17 protein-coding genes and 1 tRNA gene are annotated in these 20,371 nt (G+C 42.4%); 4 read left to right on the top strand and 14 right to left on the bottom strand.

Translation table 11 applies throughout. The features are described 5' to 3' along the window. Positions 1-20: 20 nt before the first annotated feature. From mutS to FTU46_RS02725, 4 genes are all read left to right on the top strand, one after another. Positions 21-2,645, top strand: a complete 2,625-nt coding sequence (mutS, locus tag FTU46_RS02740; RefSeq protein ID WP_180104287.1) for a DNA mismatch repair protein MutS — start codon at positions 21-23, stop codon at positions 2,643-2,645. Between the two features lie 204 nt (positions 2,646-2,849). Continuing rightward, the gene (gene fdxA, locus FTU46_RS02735) at positions 2,850-3,173 is read left to right on the top strand and encodes a ferredoxin FdxA (RefSeq protein ID WP_004786212.1); all 324 of its coding nucleotides are present in this window, start codon (positions 2,850-2,852) and stop codon (positions 3,171-3,173) included. A 139-nt stretch (positions 3,174-3,312) separates the two neighbouring features. After that, positions 3,313-4,026 (top strand): D-Ala-D-Ala carboxypeptidase family metallohydrolase, encoded by a 714-nt coding sequence (locus FTU46_RS02730; RefSeq protein ID WP_004786214.1) that lies wholly within the window; start codon positions 3,313-3,315, stop codon positions 4,024-4,026. Between the two features lie 132 nt (positions 4,027-4,158). Beyond that, on the top strand, positions 4,159-4,824 hold the full coding sequence (locus tag FTU46_RS02725; protein ID WP_166135213.1) for an O-methyltransferase: 666 nt from the start codon (positions 4,159-4,161) through the stop codon (positions 4,822-4,824). 170 nt (positions 4,825-4,994) lie between these two features. Here the strand turns inward: FTU46_RS02725 and FTU46_RS02720 are convergent, their stop codons facing one another. The 14 genes from FTU46_RS02720 to FTU46_RS02655 form a co-directional block, all read right to left on the bottom strand. Next, complete coding sequence (locus FTU46_RS02720; protein WP_034703837.1) at positions 4,995-5,837, bottom strand: universal stress protein; 843 nt, start codon at positions 5,835-5,837, stop codon at positions 4,995-4,997. Between the two features lie 187 nt (positions 5,838-6,024). Next, positions 6,025-6,642: a DapH/DapD/GlmU-related protein gene (locus FTU46_RS02715; protein ID WP_180068439.1), complete on the bottom strand. Its 618-nt coding sequence runs from the start codon at positions 6,640-6,642 to the stop codon at positions 6,025-6,027. Beyond that, positions 6,635-7,234, bottom strand: a complete 600-nt coding sequence (locus FTU46_RS02710; protein WP_034170371.1) for a YigZ family protein — start codon at positions 7,232-7,234, stop codon at positions 6,635-6,637. The genes FTU46_RS02715 and FTU46_RS02710 overlap by 8 nt, the downstream gene beginning before the upstream one ends. Positions 7,235-7,348: 114 nt before the next feature. Beyond that, positions 7,349-8,536 (bottom strand): HlyD family efflux transporter periplasmic adaptor subunit, encoded by a 1,188-nt coding sequence (locus FTU46_RS02705; protein ID WP_004786223.1) that lies wholly within the window; start codon positions 8,534-8,536, stop codon positions 7,349-7,351. Beyond that, complete coding sequence (locus tag FTU46_RS02700; RefSeq protein ID WP_180104286.1) at positions 8,533-10,671, bottom strand: type I secretion system permease/ATPase; 2,139 nt, start codon at positions 10,669-10,671, stop codon at positions 8,533-8,535. Before FTU46_RS02700 ends, FTU46_RS02705 begins: the two co-directional genes overlap by 4 nt. Beyond that, the gene (locus FTU46_RS02695; RefSeq protein ID WP_180104285.1) at positions 10,668-12,209 is read right to left on the bottom strand and encodes a TolC family outer membrane protein; all 1,542 of its coding nucleotides are present in this window, start codon (positions 12,207-12,209) and stop codon (positions 10,668-10,670) included. The genes FTU46_RS02700 and FTU46_RS02695 overlap by 4 nt, the downstream gene beginning before the upstream one ends. Positions 12,210-12,349: 140 nt before the next feature. Beyond that, positions 12,350-13,093 carry an LPS export ABC transporter ATP-binding protein gene (gene lptB / locus FTU46_RS02690; RefSeq protein ID WP_004786227.1) on the bottom strand — a complete coding sequence of 248 codons (744 nt, stop codon included), beginning with the start codon at positions 13,091-13,093 and terminating at the stop codon, positions 12,350-12,352. Continuing rightward, positions 13,093-13,659 carry a lipopolysaccharide transport periplasmic protein LptA gene (gene lptA / locus FTU46_RS02685; protein ID WP_159122791.1) on the bottom strand — a complete coding sequence of 189 codons (567 nt, stop codon included), beginning with the start codon at positions 13,657-13,659 and terminating at the stop codon, positions 13,093-13,095. The genes lptB and lptA overlap by 1 nt, the downstream gene beginning before the upstream one ends. Next, positions 13,643-14,191 (bottom strand): LPS export ABC transporter periplasmic protein LptC, encoded by a 549-nt coding sequence (lptC, locus tag FTU46_RS02680; protein ID WP_175967395.1) that lies wholly within the window; start codon positions 14,189-14,191, stop codon positions 13,643-13,645. Before lptC ends, lptA begins: the two co-directional genes overlap by 17 nt. A gap of 33 nt (positions 14,192-14,224) precedes the next feature. Continuing rightward, positions 14,225-14,764, bottom strand: a complete 540-nt coding sequence (locus FTU46_RS02675; RefSeq protein ID WP_034170294.1) for an HAD family hydrolase — start codon at positions 14,762-14,764, stop codon at positions 14,225-14,227. A 3-nt stretch (positions 14,765-14,767) separates the two neighbouring features. Continuing rightward, positions 14,768-15,745, bottom strand: coding sequence for a KpsF/GutQ family sugar-phosphate isomerase (locus FTU46_RS02670; RefSeq protein ID WP_004786235.1), 978 nt, complete (start codon positions 15,743-15,745; stop codon positions 14,768-14,770). A 273-nt stretch (positions 15,746-16,018) separates the two neighbouring features. Beyond that, positions 16,019-16,094: transfer RNA gene (locus tag FTU46_RS02665), tRNA-Gly, on the bottom strand. A gap of 65 nt (positions 16,095-16,159) precedes the next feature. Then, positions 16,160-17,581, bottom strand: coding sequence for a cysteine--tRNA ligase (gene cysS, locus FTU46_RS02660; protein WP_004786237.1), 1,422 nt, complete (start codon positions 17,579-17,581; stop codon positions 16,160-16,162). Between the two features lie 151 nt (positions 17,582-17,732). Continuing rightward, positions 17,733-20,371: type I secretion C-terminal target domain-containing protein (locus FTU46_RS02655; protein WP_180104284.1), on the bottom strand; the 2,639-nt coding region annotated here is incomplete at its 5' end.

The raw sequence follows: 20,371 nt of genomic DNA, 5'->3' as shown, positions 1-20,371 counted from the left end.
ATTTAAAGGATTTTTTCTTAATGACCAGTTCAGAACTTGTGGCTGATCTCTCTAGCTTAACGCCCATGATGCAGCAATACATGTCGGTCAAAATGCAGCATCCACACTCATTGATGTTCTATCGCATGGGTGATTTCTATGAACTGTTCTTTGAAGATGCCCATAAGGCCGCCAAAATTTTAGGTATTACCCTGACCCATCGCGGTAAAGCCAATGGCCAGCCAATTCCGATGGCCGGTGTACCTTTCCATGCCGCTGAAGGCTATCTGGCTCGTCTGGTGAAAAAAGGCGAAACGGTGGTGATCTGTGAGCAGATTGGTGAGGTCACTGGTAAAGGCCCAGTTGAACGTGGTGTCGTCCGAATCATTACCCCTGGAACCTTAACAGATGATGCTTTATTAGGTGCGCATCAAACCTCCAACTTGGTGGCTCTGTATGTTCACCAGCAACAAATTGGAATTGCACTTCTTGACCTGAGTGCCGGTTTATTCAAAGTCCAGCAAATCGATTATGACTTAAGTCAGTTAGCCATTGAATTGGCACGCCTGATGCCTAGCGAAATTGTGATTGATGAAAATCTGCAAGATCAAGAACTGGTAGAACACTTAAAACAACAGCTAGATGTTCCGATCAGCAAACGTCCGAATGTTGACTTTAACCAGAACAATGCCCAGAAGACCTTATGCGACCAGTTTGCAGTAAGTACACTTTCAGGTTTCGGAATTGATCATCTGCCCTTGGCCAAAGCTGCTGCAGCCGCATTGATTCACTATGCCAAAGAAACTCAGAAAACGGCTTTACCGCATATCCGAACCATTCAACTGGAACAAAGTTCAGACTTTATTGCACTGGATCCAGTCACCCGTCGCAACCTCGAATTGATTGAGCCTTTATTTGAACATGGCACTTCATTGTTTCAGCTGATCAATGATTGCCAGACTGCTATGGGTGGCCGTCTGCTTAGCCGAACCCTGATGCAACCGCTTCGTGATACTGCGATACTGGATGAGCGACTGGATGCGACACAGGCATTGCTTGAAGGTTTCCATGAATCGCCAGTCCGTCTGGTCTTAAAAGAAATCAGTGATATTGAACGTGTACTCAGCCGAATCGCTTTAGGTAGTGCGCGTCCACGTGATCTGGTGCAATTACGTCAAGCCTGTGCACAGATTCCATTTTTACGCCATGCGTTACAACCGCTGTTAAGTCAGCAGAATTCGAAATTATTGCAACAGCTGAATGAAGAACTGGGCGATTTTCATGGCCTGCATCAGCGCCTGATGTCCGCCATTGTTGAAAATCCACCGGTATTGCTACGTGATGGCAATGTCATTGCAGAAGGTTTCGATAGCGAGCTGGATGAGCTGCGTAAAATCCGTGATCATGCCGGACAGTTCCTGATTGATCTGGAGATTAAGGAACGTGAGCAAAGCGGCATTCCTACCCTGAAAATCGGCTATAACCGTGTCAGTGGTTATTATATCGAACTGACTCGTGCACAAGCTGAACAGGCACCTGAACATTATATCCGTCGCCAAACGCTGAAAAATGCTGAGCGTTATATCACGCCTGAACTAAAAGCTTTTGAAGATAAAGTATTGTCTAGCGAATCCCGTGCACTTGCTCGCGAGAAAATGCTATTCGAAATGTTGCTGGATGAACTGCGTCAGGATATTGGCAATCTACAGATGATGAGCAGTGCGATTGCCCAGATCGATCTGTTGGCAAACTTTGCCCATCAGGCACGTTTACGCAATTGGGCACGACCAAAATTCAGCCCTGAAATTGGTGTGAAAATCGTTGCCGGCCGTCATCCTGTGGTTGAAGCCTTAAGCAAGGCAGCCTTTACTCCAAATGATACCCAGCTGGATTATCAGCACCGTATGGCCATTATCACCGGTCCAAATATGGGTGGTAAATCCACCTTTATGCGCCAGACTGCCCTGATTGCCCTACTGGCTTATTGCGGTAGTTATGTGCCAGCGCAATCGACAACACTGGGTCCAATTGACCGAATCTTTACCCGGATTGGCTCTGCAGATGATTTGTCGACTGGCAAATCAACCTTTATGGTGGAAATGACGGAAACTTCGCAAATTCTGCATCATGCTACCAGTCAATCTCTGGTTCTGATGGATGAAGTGGGTCGTGGAACCAGTACTTATGACGGGCTGTCCCTGGCTTGGGCTTGTGTGCTGGATCTGACTAAACGGATTCAATGTCTATGTCTGTTCGCAACGCATTATTTTGAGCTAACCGAACTGGACAAAGAAGCAGGAATTGATAACTATCATGTCACAGCCAAAGAACTAAATGGCAACCTTATTCTGCTGCATAAAGTCCAACATGGCCCAGCTAGCCAGAGTCATGGTTTACAGGTGGCTAAACTGGCAGGTATTCCTGCGGCTGTAATTAAAGAAGCTCAGCATCGCTTGAAGATTCTGGAAAAGCAGCATCAGGCCAAACCACAGAGTCCGCAGCATGATCTGTTTGCGATGCCTGAAATCATCGAAAAAGTCATCGAGATTGAAAAGCCTTCAGCAGCGCTTGAATTATTAGAAGACATTGATGTCGACAATCTGAGCCCACGTGAAGCATTACAGCAACTTTATGCTCTTAAAGATCTCATGAAACAGCCAAGTTAAAATCTCTTCTAAGCCCTATCCCGCATAGGGCTTAGCTGATGATGATTCTCATTCCCTAAGCCTTTCATCCAATCATCGCAGTTTTTTCAAATTTAACAGCCCTATATATAACAAATATCAATAAAAGGAATTGTTTGTTCCCTCTATTTTTGCCTAAAATACGGTATTCGTCATTAGAACCATATTTTTTAGGTAGCTGTCGCCATGACCTTCGTTGTCACTGAAAATTGTATTAAATGTAAATATCAAGACTGTGTTGAAGTTTGCCCAGTAGACTGTTTCTATGAAGGTCCTAACTTCCTTGTGATTAACCCGGACGAGTGTATCGACTGCGCGTTATGTGAGCCTGAATGTCCTGCGAATGCAATTTTCTCTGAAGATGAATTACCGGAAGGCCAAGAAGTCTTTATCGAGCTAAATGCTGAACTGTCTCAAAAATGGCCAAATATCACTCAAATTGGTGAGCAACCTGCTGACCGTGAAGAGTGGAATGGTAAAACTGATAAATTACAATATCTTGAAAAATAATTTTTCAAATCTTAAAAAAAGACCAGCATAGACTGGTCTTTTTTATACCCCATCCACACATTTCATTGCAATTTATCCTGATTTTCTCCGTAAAAGTGGACTAAAATAGCGCTATTTTAAAATATCTGAATTGCTATCAATGAAGCATTTAATAAAGGGGTTATTGAGTGTTTGTATAATCCCGCTTGTCTTTGTAGGATGTGCTACCACCACAAAACAGTCTGGTAAAGTAACTCCAGATAAAAGGATTTACATCCCAGAAGAACGAGTCCAGTACAACCATAAACCACAGCCTAAACCGGTTCCTTATGTCTATACTCACTGGGTATCGGCACTAAATAACCTGTCTCTTGTACGTGAATATGAAAACTTTTTGGCCCAGCAAGGGGTCGGAAATATTATTCCAAGTTTTGAGCTGATGCGTACTGCACGGGATTGGGCTAAATGTGGTCGATCGCAATATATGATTCCAAGCCGTGAGCTCTGGTCAAATCAGGTGCCTACTTTACGTGTCTTCAAATATCTGGTTGCTGCCAATGTACTGACTGATTTTGAAGTCACTTCGGTTTATCGTGACCTGCCTTTAAATCAGTGTGCCGGTGGAGCCAATTCTTCACGTCACCTGTTTAACTCGGCAATTGATTTTCGGATCGGACCTGAGTACCCACAGGCTCAGGATTATGCAGCAATTGAAAATACCAAGTTCAAACTGTGCCAGTTTTGGTTACAGCATGGACAAAGCCTGAATATGGGGCTCGGTTTATATGCCTCTGGCCAAATCCATATTGATACCCAAGGTTATCGCACTTGGGGTCCGGATTTAAGCCGTCGCTCATCAATGTGTAATTACTAAGTCATTTCATTTTCTATACAAAGCCAGCTTTTGGCTTTGTATAGCCTAAAAAATCAGCGAATATAGAACAATAAATTGCGCTGTGCCCGGAAAAGTTTAAAATGCACGCATCACAACAAAGGTGCGAGTACTATGCAACAAATGTGGACAGATATTGACCGCTACATTGATTCACATTTAATTCCTGAAGATCCTATCCTGAATCAGACTCTTGAAAATACTGCTGCACATGGTTTTCCAGATCATCTGGCTGTTGCGCCGAATCAGGGCATGCTGCTGCAAATGCTGATCCAGATGAATAAGTGCAAGCGCGTACTGGAACTAGGAACCTTTGCTGCATATAGCACCATGTGGCTGGCTCGTGCCCTCCCTGAAGACGGTTATATCCTGACAATCGAAGGCCGTGATACACATGCTGCGATGGGACAGGAAAATATTGATCGTGCACAGTTAAAACAGAAAGTTGAGCTGAAATGTGGCCGTGCTGCAGATGTGCTTCGTGCCCTGCCTCAAGATACTGAAGCCTTTGACTTTATTTTTATTGATGCCGATAAGCAAAGCTATCCTGAATATCTGGAGCTGAGCTTAAACTTTTCTCACTCCGGTACTATCATTTTCCTGGACAATGTGATTCGTGCCGGTGATATCATCAATCCGGATAATAAAAAACCAAGTATTGAAGGCATTCGTGACATGTTTAAAGCGCTGGAAAATCATCCACGTATCTTATCTTGTACTGCTTTACAGACCGTTGGCAGTAAAGGACATGATGGTTTTGCACTCGCAATTGTCAAATAATACGACTAGAACAAAAATCAGCCAATAAAGTATTCCTGATAAATAACATCATCTTACAGAATGTAACCACAGAGTTATCCACAATATATGAGGATAACTCTGGTTATTTTTAATTCAAGCTGTAACAATTTATCAAAAAATACATTTCTGTAGGTTTTATCACCCTCTTTCTACTTCGCTACCAATAATGGCACTTTAGAATTTCGGAAAATCGTTGTCGCAATACTGCCCAAGAAGAACTGGTGGATCTTGCTGTGACTGAATGCCCCCAAGACAATTAACTGAATCCCATGTTCCTGCTGATAAGACAGGATATTTTCAGCTACTTCTCCATAGCGGTATTCTGGAACGACCTCTAGTCCTGCTTCTGTCAAATATTGCAGAGGCTCATTCAGGATTTCCACATGATCCCCGATATAAAGCAGATGACATTGTAATTGTCTTAATAAATCACTTTCTGCAATGCGTTTCATCATCTTCACACAGGTTGGTGAATATTCATAAGCAAAGATAAAACGTGTCGGTGGTCTGAAGTGTTCCCCTACAGTCATCACTGTACAGTTAGCACCACGGATAAAGTTTTCTACATTGGTGCCGATTGGCTTGTTTTTCTCGGCAGAACGCTCACCGAGTAGTCCGATTACAGCAATATCATCAGGTTTTAGAATCTGAAAACTTTGTTCCAGAAAATCACCCTTTTCCTGAATATGGGTGGTGCGGATGCCATAATCTTTAAAGATACGATCCGAAATATGCTGGAGCAGATTATTGCTATAACTAAGCGCAATTTCACTTTGCTTTTGCTCCAGCTCAGCCAGCTCTTTAAGCAACATGGCATTGCTTTCAAAGCCAATCACACCGCTAATTTCCCCAAGATGATAACTGGCCGGGTAATAATCCAGAACCTGTAATAAAACCAGTTCACGGCCGGTCTGTTTGGCAATCCATGCAGCCGCATCTGCAAGTGCGTTCGTGCATGGTGAGGAGTCTATGCAGGCAATGACACGTTTCATGTTCAGCCTCTCTTTTATAATAAAAATTTCTTAGTTATTTTTAACTTAGCACAAGCATTAGTAAATGTGCACTGAAATCTGTAAGGCTTGAATTGAAATATGTTAACTTTTATGTGATGTGATAAGACCTTTACCTAATATTAAGCGCTTGATATAAATCCTTTTTACAAGCACCTTTTTTACTATTTTAATCCCGATATCGAATCAATTTTGCCGGATTTCCGGCGACAATTGCACGCGCTTCAATATCCTTCGTGACCATGCTATTCATCCCTATAATCGCCTGATCGGCAATTTTCACCCCATCTTTAATGCCGACATGAGCACCTAGCCAGACATCCCGACCAATCTCAATCCCTTTAGACCTGACTGGCTGCTGATAAATTGGCTGCTCCAGTTCCATCCCATGATCAAAGGCATAAAGATGACAATAAGCTGCGATACGTACCTGGTCATGCAGTTTAATGCCCACCCGACCACCATCCAGAATACAGTGATGATTAATGGCGACTTCGTTACCAATCTCCAGAGGACCATGTAGCGTACAATCTGCCGCAATAAAGGTATTATCTCCGATACTAATTTTACGACCCGGCTCAGCAAAGATATGCGCCAACGGCGAAATAAAACAGTTTTCGCCAATTTCGACTGTTTCCATCTCCATCAGATAGGTCTGATATTCTTTCTGCCAAGCTTCAGCCCAACCACGATTCTTGGGTTTTAAGGACCAATATAGCCAAGGCATATAATTCAGGCGGTGTTTATGCTGCTCACGATATTTCAGTAATGGATCTGGTTCAGTCATCTGTGGCTTCTTCTATGATTTTTAATTGTTCACGTCCGCGAGTAACATCCTGAATCTTCAGAGCAAAAGGCTCAATCTGATGTTTCTGAAATTGTGCCTGAACCTGTACACCTTCAGCCATATATTCTTCCTGATAATCAATCTGCTGCTGATTCAGCTCATACTGAAAAATCGCCCACTCATTAAACTGGCAGGCAAATTCGACCTTTTTCTTTTCAATCAGCTTAATTTTTTCAGCTAATAACAAACATTGTCCAGCACAGCCCCCATAGGCACGGACCAGACCGCCGGTGCCTAGTTTAATACCGCCATACCATCGATTCACCAGTACCAGTACATTGGTTAGCTCATTGCCTTCAATAGTCGCGAGGATCGGCCGGCCGGCGGTACCCGATGGCTCACCATCATCATTAAAGCGTACATGATGACCGATTTTCCAGGCCCAGCATTGATGAGTGGTGGTCGGATCACGATAGGCCTCCAGAAAATCCTTCACATCCTGCTCATTTTCTACAGGTGTGGCAAAGGCCTGAAATCGGCTTTTTTTGATGTCTTCCTCAAAACTGACAAGGCTGGCAATGGTAAATGGCATAACTTCAGGCATTCAAATTTCACCTGTGCAGTATACCTGTTTTGAGGTGGCAAAGAAAAAGCCTCTCTATACGAGAGGCTTGATTCAATTTAATTTTATTAATTACTTTTAAATTTAACGTTCACGCAATGCTTCTTTAGCCTTGTTGAATGGCTTGATCAGATAGTCCATTACCGTTTTTGCGCCGGTACGAATGTCAACAGAGGCCACCATACCTGGTGTGATATTAAACTCCTGCCCGGCGGCATTTCTCAATTTGTCACTATCGGTACGGATATACACACGATAGTAGAACTGATCCTGTTTGACTTCATCCCGCAAGGTATCTGGCGAAATCACGGTCACTTTACCTTTTAGACCGCCATAAATCGAGTAATCATAGGCAGTAATCTTCACCAGTGCTTCCTGATCAGGACGGATAAAAGCAATATCACGTGGTGAAATTCGGGCTTCAACAAGTAATTTCTCGTCCAGAGGCACGATGGTCATCAGCTTGCCATTTTGCGGAACCACGCCACCCAAAGTCATGACATCAATTTCTTTGACCACGCCACGAACTGGGGATTTAAAAATGGTCCGGTTCAAGGTATCTGACTTGCCGCGTACCACCTGTTGCTGGGTTTCCACATCAGTATTGGCTTTGGAAAGTTCTTCCCGTGCTTTAACATAGTACTGGTTACGAATATCATTCATCTGGTTACGCAGGTCATTGGCTTCTCGCTTCAACCGTAAAACTTCAACTTCACTGGCTGCCCCTTTAGCCACCAATGGCGCGGTCATTTCCAGTTCCTGTTGTACCAGTACCAATGCCTGTTGCAAGCCGGCAAGAGATTCTTCCAGATTGGCACGACGTGACTGATACAGTGCGGTTTCTTCTTTAACCAGTTTCGGATATTTCAGCACTTCTTCAGGGAAAGACAATGGCGTACCACTCACTTCTGCACGTAAACGGGCGGAAGTCGCACGTGAAGCGATTAGTAAGGATTCTGATTCACCGACATTTGATTCAAAGCGGGTTGGATCAAGCTGAGCCAAGACTTGGCCACGTTCTACAATCTCGCCTTCTTTAACATTTAACTTGGTTAGAATGCCGCCCTCCAGAGACTGAATCACCTGTTCTTTGGAAGATGGAATGACTTTACCCGTACCGGTCGAGACCTCTTCCAGTTTAAATAGCCAGGCCCATGTCAATAGAATTAACAAGCCAATGCCCACAATCCAGATAATCAGACTAGATTTAGGTAATGGCGGTTCCTGAAAGCTCACTTTGTTTGAACGCGTTAATGTTTGTGGTTCACTCATGCGCTTGCTCCCACGACCCGTTTAGTTCCTACCTGTGACTGATTTAATATTTGGTCTCGTGGACCATCCATGACAATTTTGCCATCATTGACCACGAGAATACGGTCAACTAACTCCAGTACGGCGCGACGATGCGTTGCCACTACCAGTGTACGATGGGACAGATACCCTTTCAGATGATCAATTAACTGCTTTTCTGAAACATCATCAATCGCTGCAGTTGGCTCATCTAACAACAAAATTTTAGGCTGGCGGATCAGGAGTCGTGCGAGTAATAAGGCTTGACGCTGTCCACCCGAGAAGCCCACTCCACCTTCCAGAATGATATGATCCAGACCTTCTTTTTTCTCTTGAACAAAGTTAAGTGCACCAGTGATTTGTAAGGCTTCCAGAATCTGTTGATCCGTAGCGAGCGGTGCACCCAAAGTCAGGTTTTCACGAATACTACCGTAAAAGAGTTGTGAATTCTGATTGAGCAGGCCCATATCACGGCGTACATCTGAAGGATCGATCAGAGTCAGATCAATACCATCCAGTTTGACCTTACCCTGTGCTGGGGTTTGCATGCCCGACAACAGTTGTAACAGCGTCGATTTACCTGCACCGTTACGGCCCAGAATTGCAATTTTTTCACCTGGCTTAATTTCCAGTTTTGGAATGACCAGACTCGGTTTGGGATCATCATCGCCGTATTTGAATACCACGCCACTCAGCTCATAATGACCATCCAATACAGGACGGTGAATCAGATGTGAATAGTCCGGTTGATCCACCGGTTTTTTCATCAATTCATCCAGACCGCCTTTAGCAACTTTGGCTTGTTGTAAACGCCCCAAGACACCAGTGATTTGTGAAATGGGTGCCAGCATCCGTGATGATAAAATCGAACAGGCAACTAAAGCACCTGTCGTCATCTCACCATCCATTACTGCAAATGCACCCACCAAGACCACAATAGCAAAGGTGAGTCCCTGAATTTTTTGGGTCCATGCTGTCATTAAGCCAACAATTTTACGTTGTTGCATACTGACATCAGCAGAGACTTCATTCATATGATTCCATTGGTTCTGGAAGCGGGTTTCAGCTCTTAACAGCTTGATATCTTCAATCCCTTGTACGGCTTCCACTAATAAAGCATTACGGATTGCAGATTCACGCATTCCTAACTGTGCCAACTTGGCCAGTTTTTTCTGCGCCAGAATTCCCGGAAGAATCATGAGTGGTACTACCAGTAGCATGACCCAGAACAGGTTGCCGCCAATAATCCAGAAGATTCCCAGGAACAGGAAGAAGAATGGTAAATCTGCAATTGCCGTCACGGTAGTGGAAGTGACCAGTTCACGCACACCTTCGAGTTCACGAATCTGTGAAATAAACGTTCCGGTCGATTTGGAACGCTCACTGTTTTTAATTCTTAAGGAATGCCCAAATACCCGGTCAGATATTTTCAAGTCAGCCCGTTTACCAATAATGTCTGAAAGATAAATACGGGATACCCGTAATATAAATTCGAAAATAGCTGCAATCAGTACACCACCGGCCAACACCCATAAAGTAGGAATCGATTGTGAAGGAATGACACGGTCATAAACGTTCATCGAGAAGACAATCGTTGCCAAAGCCAGAATATTGGCGATTAAAGAGGCAAACATCACATCGATATAGCGTTTCCAGTCTTTCAATACAATTGACCAGAACCAGTTTTTCTCAAAGGGCTTGATATATTCGTCGACACGCGCATCCGGTACAGAAGACTCTGGTCGCAGGATATAAACATGCTTCGCACCAGCCTCTAACTGCTCGATGGTAAAACTTTGCGATAAACCGGCATCTCCACTCAGTTGTACACTGACATTGCCTTGTGTGTCAATACGTTCAATAACACCGACATCTCCGCTATCAAATTCAACCAATAAGGGCAAACGCCAGGGATTCAGCAGACTGCTATCAAATTTATTTTTACGGACATTCAATCCCATCTGACGGCTAACAATCCTGAGCATTTCATCAATGTCATGATGCTGGTTCCAGTCCAGTTGCAGACGAATCCGTTCCTCAGATGGTTCAATCCGATAATGCTTGGCAATATTCAAAACTGCCTGAAGCCACGGCTGATAATTTATTATAGTACTCATGGCTGAACTTCAAACCCCTGAATAGAAATACGGTTAAGCGCGTAAATATCCCGTGTACGACCTGTCACCTGAATGTATTGCACAATCGCCGAATAGATGTCATAGCGCGCTGATTCAATTTCCTGTGCTGCGCTGTGAATCGCCTGTTCTGCATTCAACAAATCCACTACAGTCCGAGTGCCCAATTTATATTGTTCTTGATATAGCTCTTTGGTTCGTACCGTGGTTTCACGGCGCTGAGCCAGGACATCCATTTGTCTTTGTTTATTTTCGATCTGTTCCCGGATTAAACGAACCTGATCCAGCACATCCAGATAGACAGTATTGACCTGTGCGCGTGCAGCTTCTTCGGCATAACTGGCAGCACGTGCCTGAGACCGAACAGCGCCACCCTGATAAAAATTACTGCTGGCTTCAATCATGATTGAATTATAAAAGCCATCATCTTCATTATTATTCGGATTTCGACCATTAACCGCCTGACTTAAGCTACCTTTCAGATTAATGGTCGGATAACGGCTTAAACGTGCCTGATCTTTTTGCAATCGAGCTACATCTACCCCTGAATGTGCCAAGATCATGCTTGGAATCTGGGTAAATTCAGGATCCTGATAAAGATCAGCCTGGGTCACGATACGATCTGGAATTTCCCATTGGATTGCAGAGGCATCAAATCCCAATAAAGTTCGCAGACGTTGCTGATATTGTCTTAACTGGGTTTGTTGCACGATCAGGTTAGATTGTGCAGCTTCCAGATTGGATTGCGCCTGAACCGGATCGGCCTGTGTGCTAATCCCGGCACGGGCACGTAAATTGGCAATTTCTGCAATCCGTGCGATGCCCTGAATCTGTTGCTCGGCAATCTTGGTAATTTCCTGATAGCGCTTAATATTGACGATGGCATCCGCTACTTCCAGTGCCACCTGATCCAGACTCACCAATACTCTTGCCTGTTCTTCTGCCAATCTCGCCTCTTCAACACTGACATTGGTTTTAATCTTGCCAAAGTCATATAGCATCTGGGTTGCATTCAGAGAAACCACCTGACGTCCACGTTCACCTGAGGTCAAATCTCCGGTACCTACACCGCCAGATAACTGCGGATAATACGCTGCTTTGGCCACATCAATATTGGCGGCCTGTGCAGATAAAGACGAAATACTCTGGGCAATTTCCGGACGACGCTGAACTGCAGTATGAACCGCCTCAATCAGACTCATTTTTGCAGGAATACCAGCATTTATAGGTCGAATTGAAGATTGTGCCTGCTGCGGCCGACTAATCTGCGGCAGTTCAGCCACCTTTGAGGTATCCAGTGAGTACTGACTCAGTGAGCTAATATCAATCGTCTGCGCTGATCGCGTTGGCTCTGGAGCAATCAGTTTTCCTAACCCACTTTTAATATTATTAAAATAATTCTGTGAATTTTCTGCATGTACGAATGGCACAGATAAAGGTAAAAGAAGAATGATCCATATCCCCTTATTTTTATCTATTATCTCCTGAACATTTTTTAAGTGCTGCACCCTAAATTGCATAATAATGAATGTTTCGTGTTTTAGCCTAACAATATATCAAATCATACAAAAAGATAGCTTTTTCGTCTTAAGTTAAGTAAAAAAAACCCGCATTTGACGACTAAAGTCTTAATGCGGGTTTTTCTGATAATGAAAATTTTCTATACAGTAAAGTCATCACCCAGATAAACTTTACGTACCGTTTCATTGGCCAGAATTTCTTGTGCCGTGCCTTCAGCAATGACTGAACCTTCGCTGACAATATAGGCATGTTCACAGATAGCCAAAGTTTCACGAACGTTGTGATCGGTAATCAATACACCAATTCCACGATCTTTCAGCGTCGTAATAATATCTTTAATATCACCCACTGAAATCGGGTCAACCCCGGCAAAAGGTTCATCCAATAGCATGAATTTAGGGTCAGCTGCCAATGCACGGGCAATTTCAGCACGACGACGTTCACCACCCGACACGCTCATACCCAATGAATCTTTAATATGGGTAATTTTAAAGTCTGCTAGTAATTCGGCTAAACGTTGTTGACGCTGAGCTTTGCTTAAATCCTTACGGGTTTCCAGAATCGCCATAATATTTTCAGAAATGGTTAGTTTTCTAAAAATAGAAGCTTCCTGCGGTAAATAGCCAATACCTTTACGCGCACGTTCATGCATTGCCAAGTCAGATAAATCGAGATCATCCAGATGGATCTCACCCTTGTCCATACGCACCAGACCCACCACCATATAGAAACTGGTAGTTTTACCTGCACCATTAGGCCCTAAAAGCCCAACAATCTGCCCACTTTCCATACTGAAGGAAACGTCCTTGACTACCCAGCGTTTACTATAATTTTTCGCCAGATGCTTAATGGTTAAAGTTTGAACCTGATGCGTCTGTGCCATTAATCACGTGCTCCCGGAAAGGATTTCGAAGATGAAGGCGGAATCACGATTTGTACACGACCTGCTGCTGAACCGGTTTTATTTGGTGTACCTGTTGCTTCAATATCGCCTTTATTCATGCTGTATTTCAGTGTATTACCACGGATACTAGCGCCATCTTGCTGCAAGTAGGCATTTCCAGATAGGGTAATAATCCCGGTTTCCGCATTATAGACTATTTTCTGTGCCTGACCTTTGGCCAAACCTTTGGCAGGATCAACTTTCTGCTGAAATTGAGCCGGGCTACCTGTTGCCGTAATCAGACTGATCTGTTTTTTATTATTCAGATTCGCCACAATTGAATTGGCTTGCAATTTCATGGTGCCCTGTTCAATGATGACATTACCTGAATAAGTCGTGACTCCAGTACGCTCATTAAAAGTCGCACGGTCAGCTAATAAGGTAATCGGCTGATTACGGTCAGATGGCAATGCAAACGCAGTGGCTGAACCCAATGCAACCAGACTTAACAACGCAGCGCGCTTAAGGAAAGTTTTCATCATTTTAGCTCTAGGAATTTGGTTCATACTTTCCTCGAATATTAAAGAATTCGTATTGACCATCATTAAGATTGGCTTTCAGGCCCTGACTGATAAATTCAGCCTGTGGAGATTCAACAATGACAGTTTTATCGGTTTCAATTTCACGTGTTTTCGGAAAAGCCGTCAGCTCCTCGGTGCGGAACTGCATTTTTCCATTTTGCATGATCTTGGTCGCCAGCACTTCTTGAGAAAGTACAACTTTTGTATTGTCATCATAACCGTTGCCCTGTTTGGCAAAGAATGTCGCATCAACCTGACCGTCTTTATAGGTCGTTGCCTGCAGATTTTTAAGACTCGAAGTCTCTAGCTGCAGGTTTTGTTCAAGCTGGTCGACCTGGGCACGAACAGATAACATGCCCTTTTCATCAGTTTGGGTTAAGTTAATATTATTCGCAGAATAGGTCATGCTACGTGCAGAATCAGTCTGCAACTTGTTGCCTTTACCGCTGTAATAGTAATAACCACCACTTATTGCGGCAATGATAATAGCCGTAAGATATAAAACTCTAGTGTCCATAAGCGGTGTACTTAATCCAGGATGTATGACTTATTAATAAGGCGCACGAGTATATTTTTCAAGTAACTCTTGGTACTTACCTTTGGACATCAGTAACATGTCACAAATCTCGCGTACCGCACCACGACCACCATAGGCCTGCGTTACCAGATCAGCACGACGACGTACTTCAACATGGCCGTTTGGAACAGTCACTTTCATGCCAGCAATCGCGAAGGCAGACAGATCAGGCCAGTCATCACCCATGTATAAACAGTCTTCAGGATCGATATTGAGCTGAGTACACGCTTCACGCAAAGCAGTCCCTTTATCTTCGCGGCCCTGATAAACCAGATCTACACCTAAATCCGACATACGTTTCTGTACGATATTGCTTTGACGCCCAGTGATAATGATCACTTTGATTCCGGCTTGCTGTACCAGTTTCATACCCAGACCATCACGGATATCAAAAGACTTGATCTCATCGCCCGTATTGGTCAAGGTGACAAAACCGTCGCTTAAAATACCATCTACATCAAGTACCAGTGCCTCAATATGACGTGCCTGCTCTAATAATACATAAGATGCCATTTATTAATTTACCCCAGCCTGAATCAGGTCATGCATACTAATTACACCAATAACTTTATTGGCATCATCAACCACTACAAATTGATTAATTTTACGTTCGTTCATTTTTTCCAGTGCAACGACAGCACGTGCTTCCTGAGAAATCGTCAGCGGATTTTTGGTCATCACTTCCTGAATCGGTAAATTAACATCAAAACCTTGCTGTTTGTCGATCAGTCGGCGCAAGTCACCATCAGTGAAAATACCCAGCAGAAGGTCATTTTGATCCACAATTGTGGTTAAACCTAGGCGTTTATTTGAAATCTCGTATAAAACTTGATTCATCGGTGTATCTGGTGACACTTTTGGCAATTCTGAACCTGTATGCATGAGATGTTTTACATGCAGCAATAAGCGTTTACCCAAGGCACCCGCTGGATGTGACAAGGCAAAATCGTCAGCAGTAAAACCTCGTGCATCTAAAAGAGCGACAGCCAGTGCATCACCCAGCGCTAAAGTTGCTGTTGTACTCGAAGTCGGTGCCAGGCCAAGTGGACAGGCTTCCTGAAGATGACCTAGAGTTAAAGCCACATCAGCATTTTGTGGCATTGGGCCTTTGGCATCCCCACTAATGGTAATTAAGGGAATTTCCAGACGCTTGATCAGAGGCATCAGCATCATGATTTCATCGCTTTTGCCTGAGTTTGAAATGGCAATCAGTACATCACCCGGTACCAGCATCCCAAGATCACCATGCCCTGCCTCGCCCGGGTGCATGAAGAATGAAGGCGTACCCGTAGATGCAAAAGTTGCCGCCATCTTACGGCCAATATGCCCGGATTTCCCCATCCCGGTAATCACCAGACGACCTTTGCACTGTAGGATAATTTCACATGCCTGACTAAAACGCTCATCAATCTGCGTGGCTAAAATCTGTAATGCTTGTTCTTCGATACGCAAGGTTTCAAGTGCAACTTTCTGGAAGTCTATTTGATTTGGCATATTTGGTGGGTTCAAAGTAGGTTTACCTTAACTCTATATAGAGTTGACTCAGTCTAGCAAAAAATAATTTTCGCAATTTTATCATATCTATGCAAATGTCAGGTTTCAAAATGTAGAGCTTTTCATAAAACTTAAACAGAATGTTTAGAAATTTCCCTGACCAAAAGCTCTTCATTATTCAGAATTTCATTATGTTAATCAGTTCTGATTTTCCTTTTTATTTTGCGTAGGCAATAAAAAACCCCAATCTTTCGATCAGGGTTTTTTGAATTTTGGAGCGGGAAACGAGACTCGAACTCGCGACCCCAACCTTGGCAAGGTTGTGCTCTACCAACTGAGCTATTCCCGCAATATGGGAGTGAATTATAGAGAGTTTCTGCTAACTGTCAACTCTCTATTGATTCAACTGTCGAATTAATCAGCACGACGCCATACAGTTCCTTGACGGGTATCTTCCAGCACCACTCCTTGGTCTAATAAAGACTGGCGGATTTCATCGGCACGAGCAAAGTTTTTCTCTTTTTTGGCATCTTTACGTTGCTGGATCAGATCTTCAATCTGCTCTTCAGACAAGCCTAAAGCTTCCTGACCAATATCAGACTTTAAGAATTCGTCGACATTGTGCTGTACCAGACCCAGAATATTGGTGAGATGGCGCAGAGTAGAATAATAAACAGCAGCCTGTTCCTGATTCTGATCTTTTACTGCACGATTCAGCTCTTTATTCAGTTCAAACAATACAGCAATGGCTTCTGGTGTATTAAAGTCATCACACATGGCTGTATTGAAACGCTCAACAAAGCTTTGATCCAGAGTTTCAACCAGTTGTTCGCCATATACTGCCTGATAAGCTTTGAAAGAATGATAGAAACGCATCAGCGTATTTTTCGCTTCTTTTAAGGCCACATCAGAATAGTTCACTGGGCTGCGGTAGTGTGAAGACACAATAAAGTAACGCACCACTTCCGGATGGAATTTTTCAATCACATCACGGATGGTAAAGAAGTTACCCAAAGACTTCGACATCTTTTCACCATCAACATTGATGAAGCCGGCATGCATCCAGTAGTTCACATACTGCTCACCTGTCGCTGCTTCAGATTGTGCAATCTCGTTTTCATGATGCGGGAAGCTTAAGTCAGCACCACCACCATGAATATCAAAATGGTTGCCGAGGCAGCAAGTTGACATCGCAGAACATTCAATATGCCATCCTGGACGACCATTGCCCCATGGTGAAGCCCAGGAAGGTTCATTTTCTTTGGCATGTTTCCACAACACAAAATCGAATGGGTGTTTTTTCTCAACTTCGACGTCTACACGTTCAGAAGCCCCTGCCTGCATATCTTCCAGTTTACGGCCTGAAAGGCGGCCGTATTTGGCAAATTTTTCAACTTCGAAATAAACATCGCCATTATTTGCCGGATATGCAGTCCCTTTTTCCACTAGCGTACCAATCATGTTTTGCATTTGATTGATGTAATCGGTGGCTTTTGGTGCTTCATCCGGTGCAAGACAGCCCAGTTTGGCAAAGTCTTCATTCATCGCATCAATAAAACGACTGGTGAGTGATGAAATGCTTTCCCCATTTTCATTGGCACGTTTAATAATCTTATCGTCAATGTCAGTGATATTACGGACATATTTTACTTTCCAGCCCTGACTGCGCAGGAAACGGATAATATAGTCAAATGCAACCACGGTACGTGCATGTCCAATATGACAGTAGTCATAGACCGTCATCCCACAGACATACAGATCAATCTGACCTTCTTTACGAGGTACAAATTCTACTTTTTTACGTTGCTCTGAGTTATATAGAACAAATGGTTGCATAGGTCTTCTAGAATGCTTTTACAAATGATGGCTCATCTTAACCTAAGCATTATTTTTCATAAAGTTTTAAGAAAAGTTTTTATAACTTTACTTATAAAAAAAATCCCCAGCCAAAGCTGAGGATTTTTTAAAACAATTTTCTAAATTTTGATTAGAAAATAATTTGGTGATTATTTAACAATTCATCCAATGTTACTGCTTGAGTTTGGTTTGTTAGAGTTAATAACTTCGCACTCTGATAAGTTTCACCAGATGTACCATCACGATCGATTGAAATTACTGCTTCTTTCTTAACTTCATCATAACTCACGGATACAAACTCTTTAATATCACTAACATCTTTGTTAAATCCAACAAGCAATTCTGAGATATTAATTGCATCCCCACCATCAGAAGCAGAAACATTATAATCAAAATCAGTCCAGATATCATGACCATTTCCACCAGTATTAGAAGCATTATCCAATACTGAATAGACTAGCAAATCATTACCACCCTTCCCTTCAATAATATTATTGAATTCATTACCAATAATAATATCAGAACCAATTGAACCAGTTATTAATATATCTGAATAACTATCTTGATCAGAAATACTTTGATATGAAGATATTTTAATATCTAAGGTGGCTTCTCGAATATCACCATTTAAAGATTCAATTCGATAGATAAATGTATCCAAATTACCTAACACATCGGCTGAATTGGTAGAGTAAAGCTCATATTTATAATGTCCATTACTCCAAATCGTTAAGCGACCATATTCACCATTAACAACAAAACCATCATTCACCCCCATAATAGAGGTGACTTGTTGATAAGTAGTCACTCCTGAGTCGGTTGAAACATATAGCTTGTAAAAACTTTGGTTATATGAATCATTGCTTAAAATATTACCTTCTATCGTTTCATTTCTAGTAGAGTCTAACTCATAGGTATATAAATCTGTACTAATAATAGTAATATTTTTAAGACCAGCTGACGTACCTCCATTAGATAATACCAAACGATATTCCCCCTCATTTAAGTTTTCTAAAACAAGAGTTCCATTCGTTAGGGAAGTATTTGTCGAATCTATAGTTCCAGATTGGATTTTAATGCCATCTTTATAAAGATCCCATTTTTGACTAACAGTTGAGTTTTCTTCAGCATAAAAAGTAAATAATCTATCTTTCCCACTCAAGGTAAACTCAAGTGTTGCTGAGGAAGCAACTTTATAAAACTCATAAACCTTCTCATCATTTTTCAAATCTTGACTCTTAACCAAATCATTATTGAGTTTTAACTGAGCATTAAAAAGACTTATATTATCGTTGGCTTGTTTTAAGGCCATTTTAATTGAATTAACATCATTTTGAGCATTAAAACCACTGATAATTGTACCTTCAGTAAAATCAGTTTCCATATTTGGACTTTGAATTCCTATATTTAAACTGATTAATTTATCAATACCATCGATTTTATAAACCAAATCAAAAGATTCAGATTTACCAATATTAGCAAGACTAGCATTAGGCTTATAAACATAATTACCAGAAGTATCGACTGTTAATACACCATAATCTGTATCAATTGTTAAAGTTGGTTGTCCTGAAAAATCAACCATATTAACACCAGACTCTGTCTTGACTCTAATCTGTGTAAGTGATGTTGTGACATCTACACCAGCCTGATCAAAAATATTACCCTGCTGACTATAAGAATCCAGAGTTAAAGATGATGAATCATTATAATCTTTAAGTTTAAAGTTACTCATAGTGGCTGTTAAACCTGAAAGTAAATTTAATCCCTCACTAGTTGTTGCAATAATTTTATATTTACCCGCAGGCAAATCACTTACATGAAGATTCAAATTATTGATTGGAATGAACAAGAATGATCCCGCAGTCCCTGAGCCTATAATTTCAGAAGTCCAGATAGTTTGGCCATTCACTGACTCTTCACGTAGAAGCATGACATTAATTTTAGTGCCTGAAGCCACACCATTTAATTTTGCAACATAATCAAATGATAATTCCTGATTGGCTTCAACATAGAAACTAATACCGGCATTTCCTTGGATAACATCAGCAGTAATAACGTTACCTGCTCCAAGCCCCACCACATTACCACCAACATCTGTGAGTTCTGTAACTGCTGTTCCTGATTGGTTGTAACTATTTGATTTAGCTTCGGCATTAATCGCAATTGCAGCAAAAGTCGAAATAGTTGCTTCTTGCTCTGGTGTAACACCTGTGCCTGTCTGAGCCGCACTAACCGCAGCATCCAGGTCAGTTTTCGCAGTATTGAAATCACCTTCGCTTGACGCAGGATCTTTAACTTCTTTCGCTATTTCAATCGCAGTTTGAAGTGCTGTTTTAGCTTCACCTTCCGGTAAGCCTGCCATTACAGATTCCGCCACCGCAATCGACTGATCCAACTTCGCTTCAGCTGCATTTTCTTCTGCTTCAGCTGCTTTTATTACAGCAACAGCATTATCCAATGTCGTTTTCGCTTCAACCGCATTTTCTACAGTTGCTGTCTTCGCTGCATCAATCGCAGTTTCAAGATCATTTTTTTCCTGACCGTCCAGAGCAGGTAATAATGATTCTGCAATTGCAATAGACTTTAATAATTCTATTACCGCTTCATTCGACTCTACAGGAGTGGTCTCCAGCTGATCCAGCGCAGCATTCAACTGATCAATCAGTTCCTTCACAGAAGCATCTGTTAATGGCGTAGTTGCTGCTGGGTCTAGTGCCTCATCAGCTACCTTGATCGCTGCATCCAACACTTCAAATGTCTCTGAAG

The organism is Acinetobacter sp. YH12108, from assembly GCF_013419055.1.
Taxonomy (GTDB): Bacteria; Pseudomonadota; Gammaproteobacteria; order Pseudomonadales; family Moraxellaceae; genus Acinetobacter.
The sequence above is the reverse complement of the archived record's forward strand: the minus strand, read 5'-3'. Positions and strand labels throughout refer to the sequence as shown.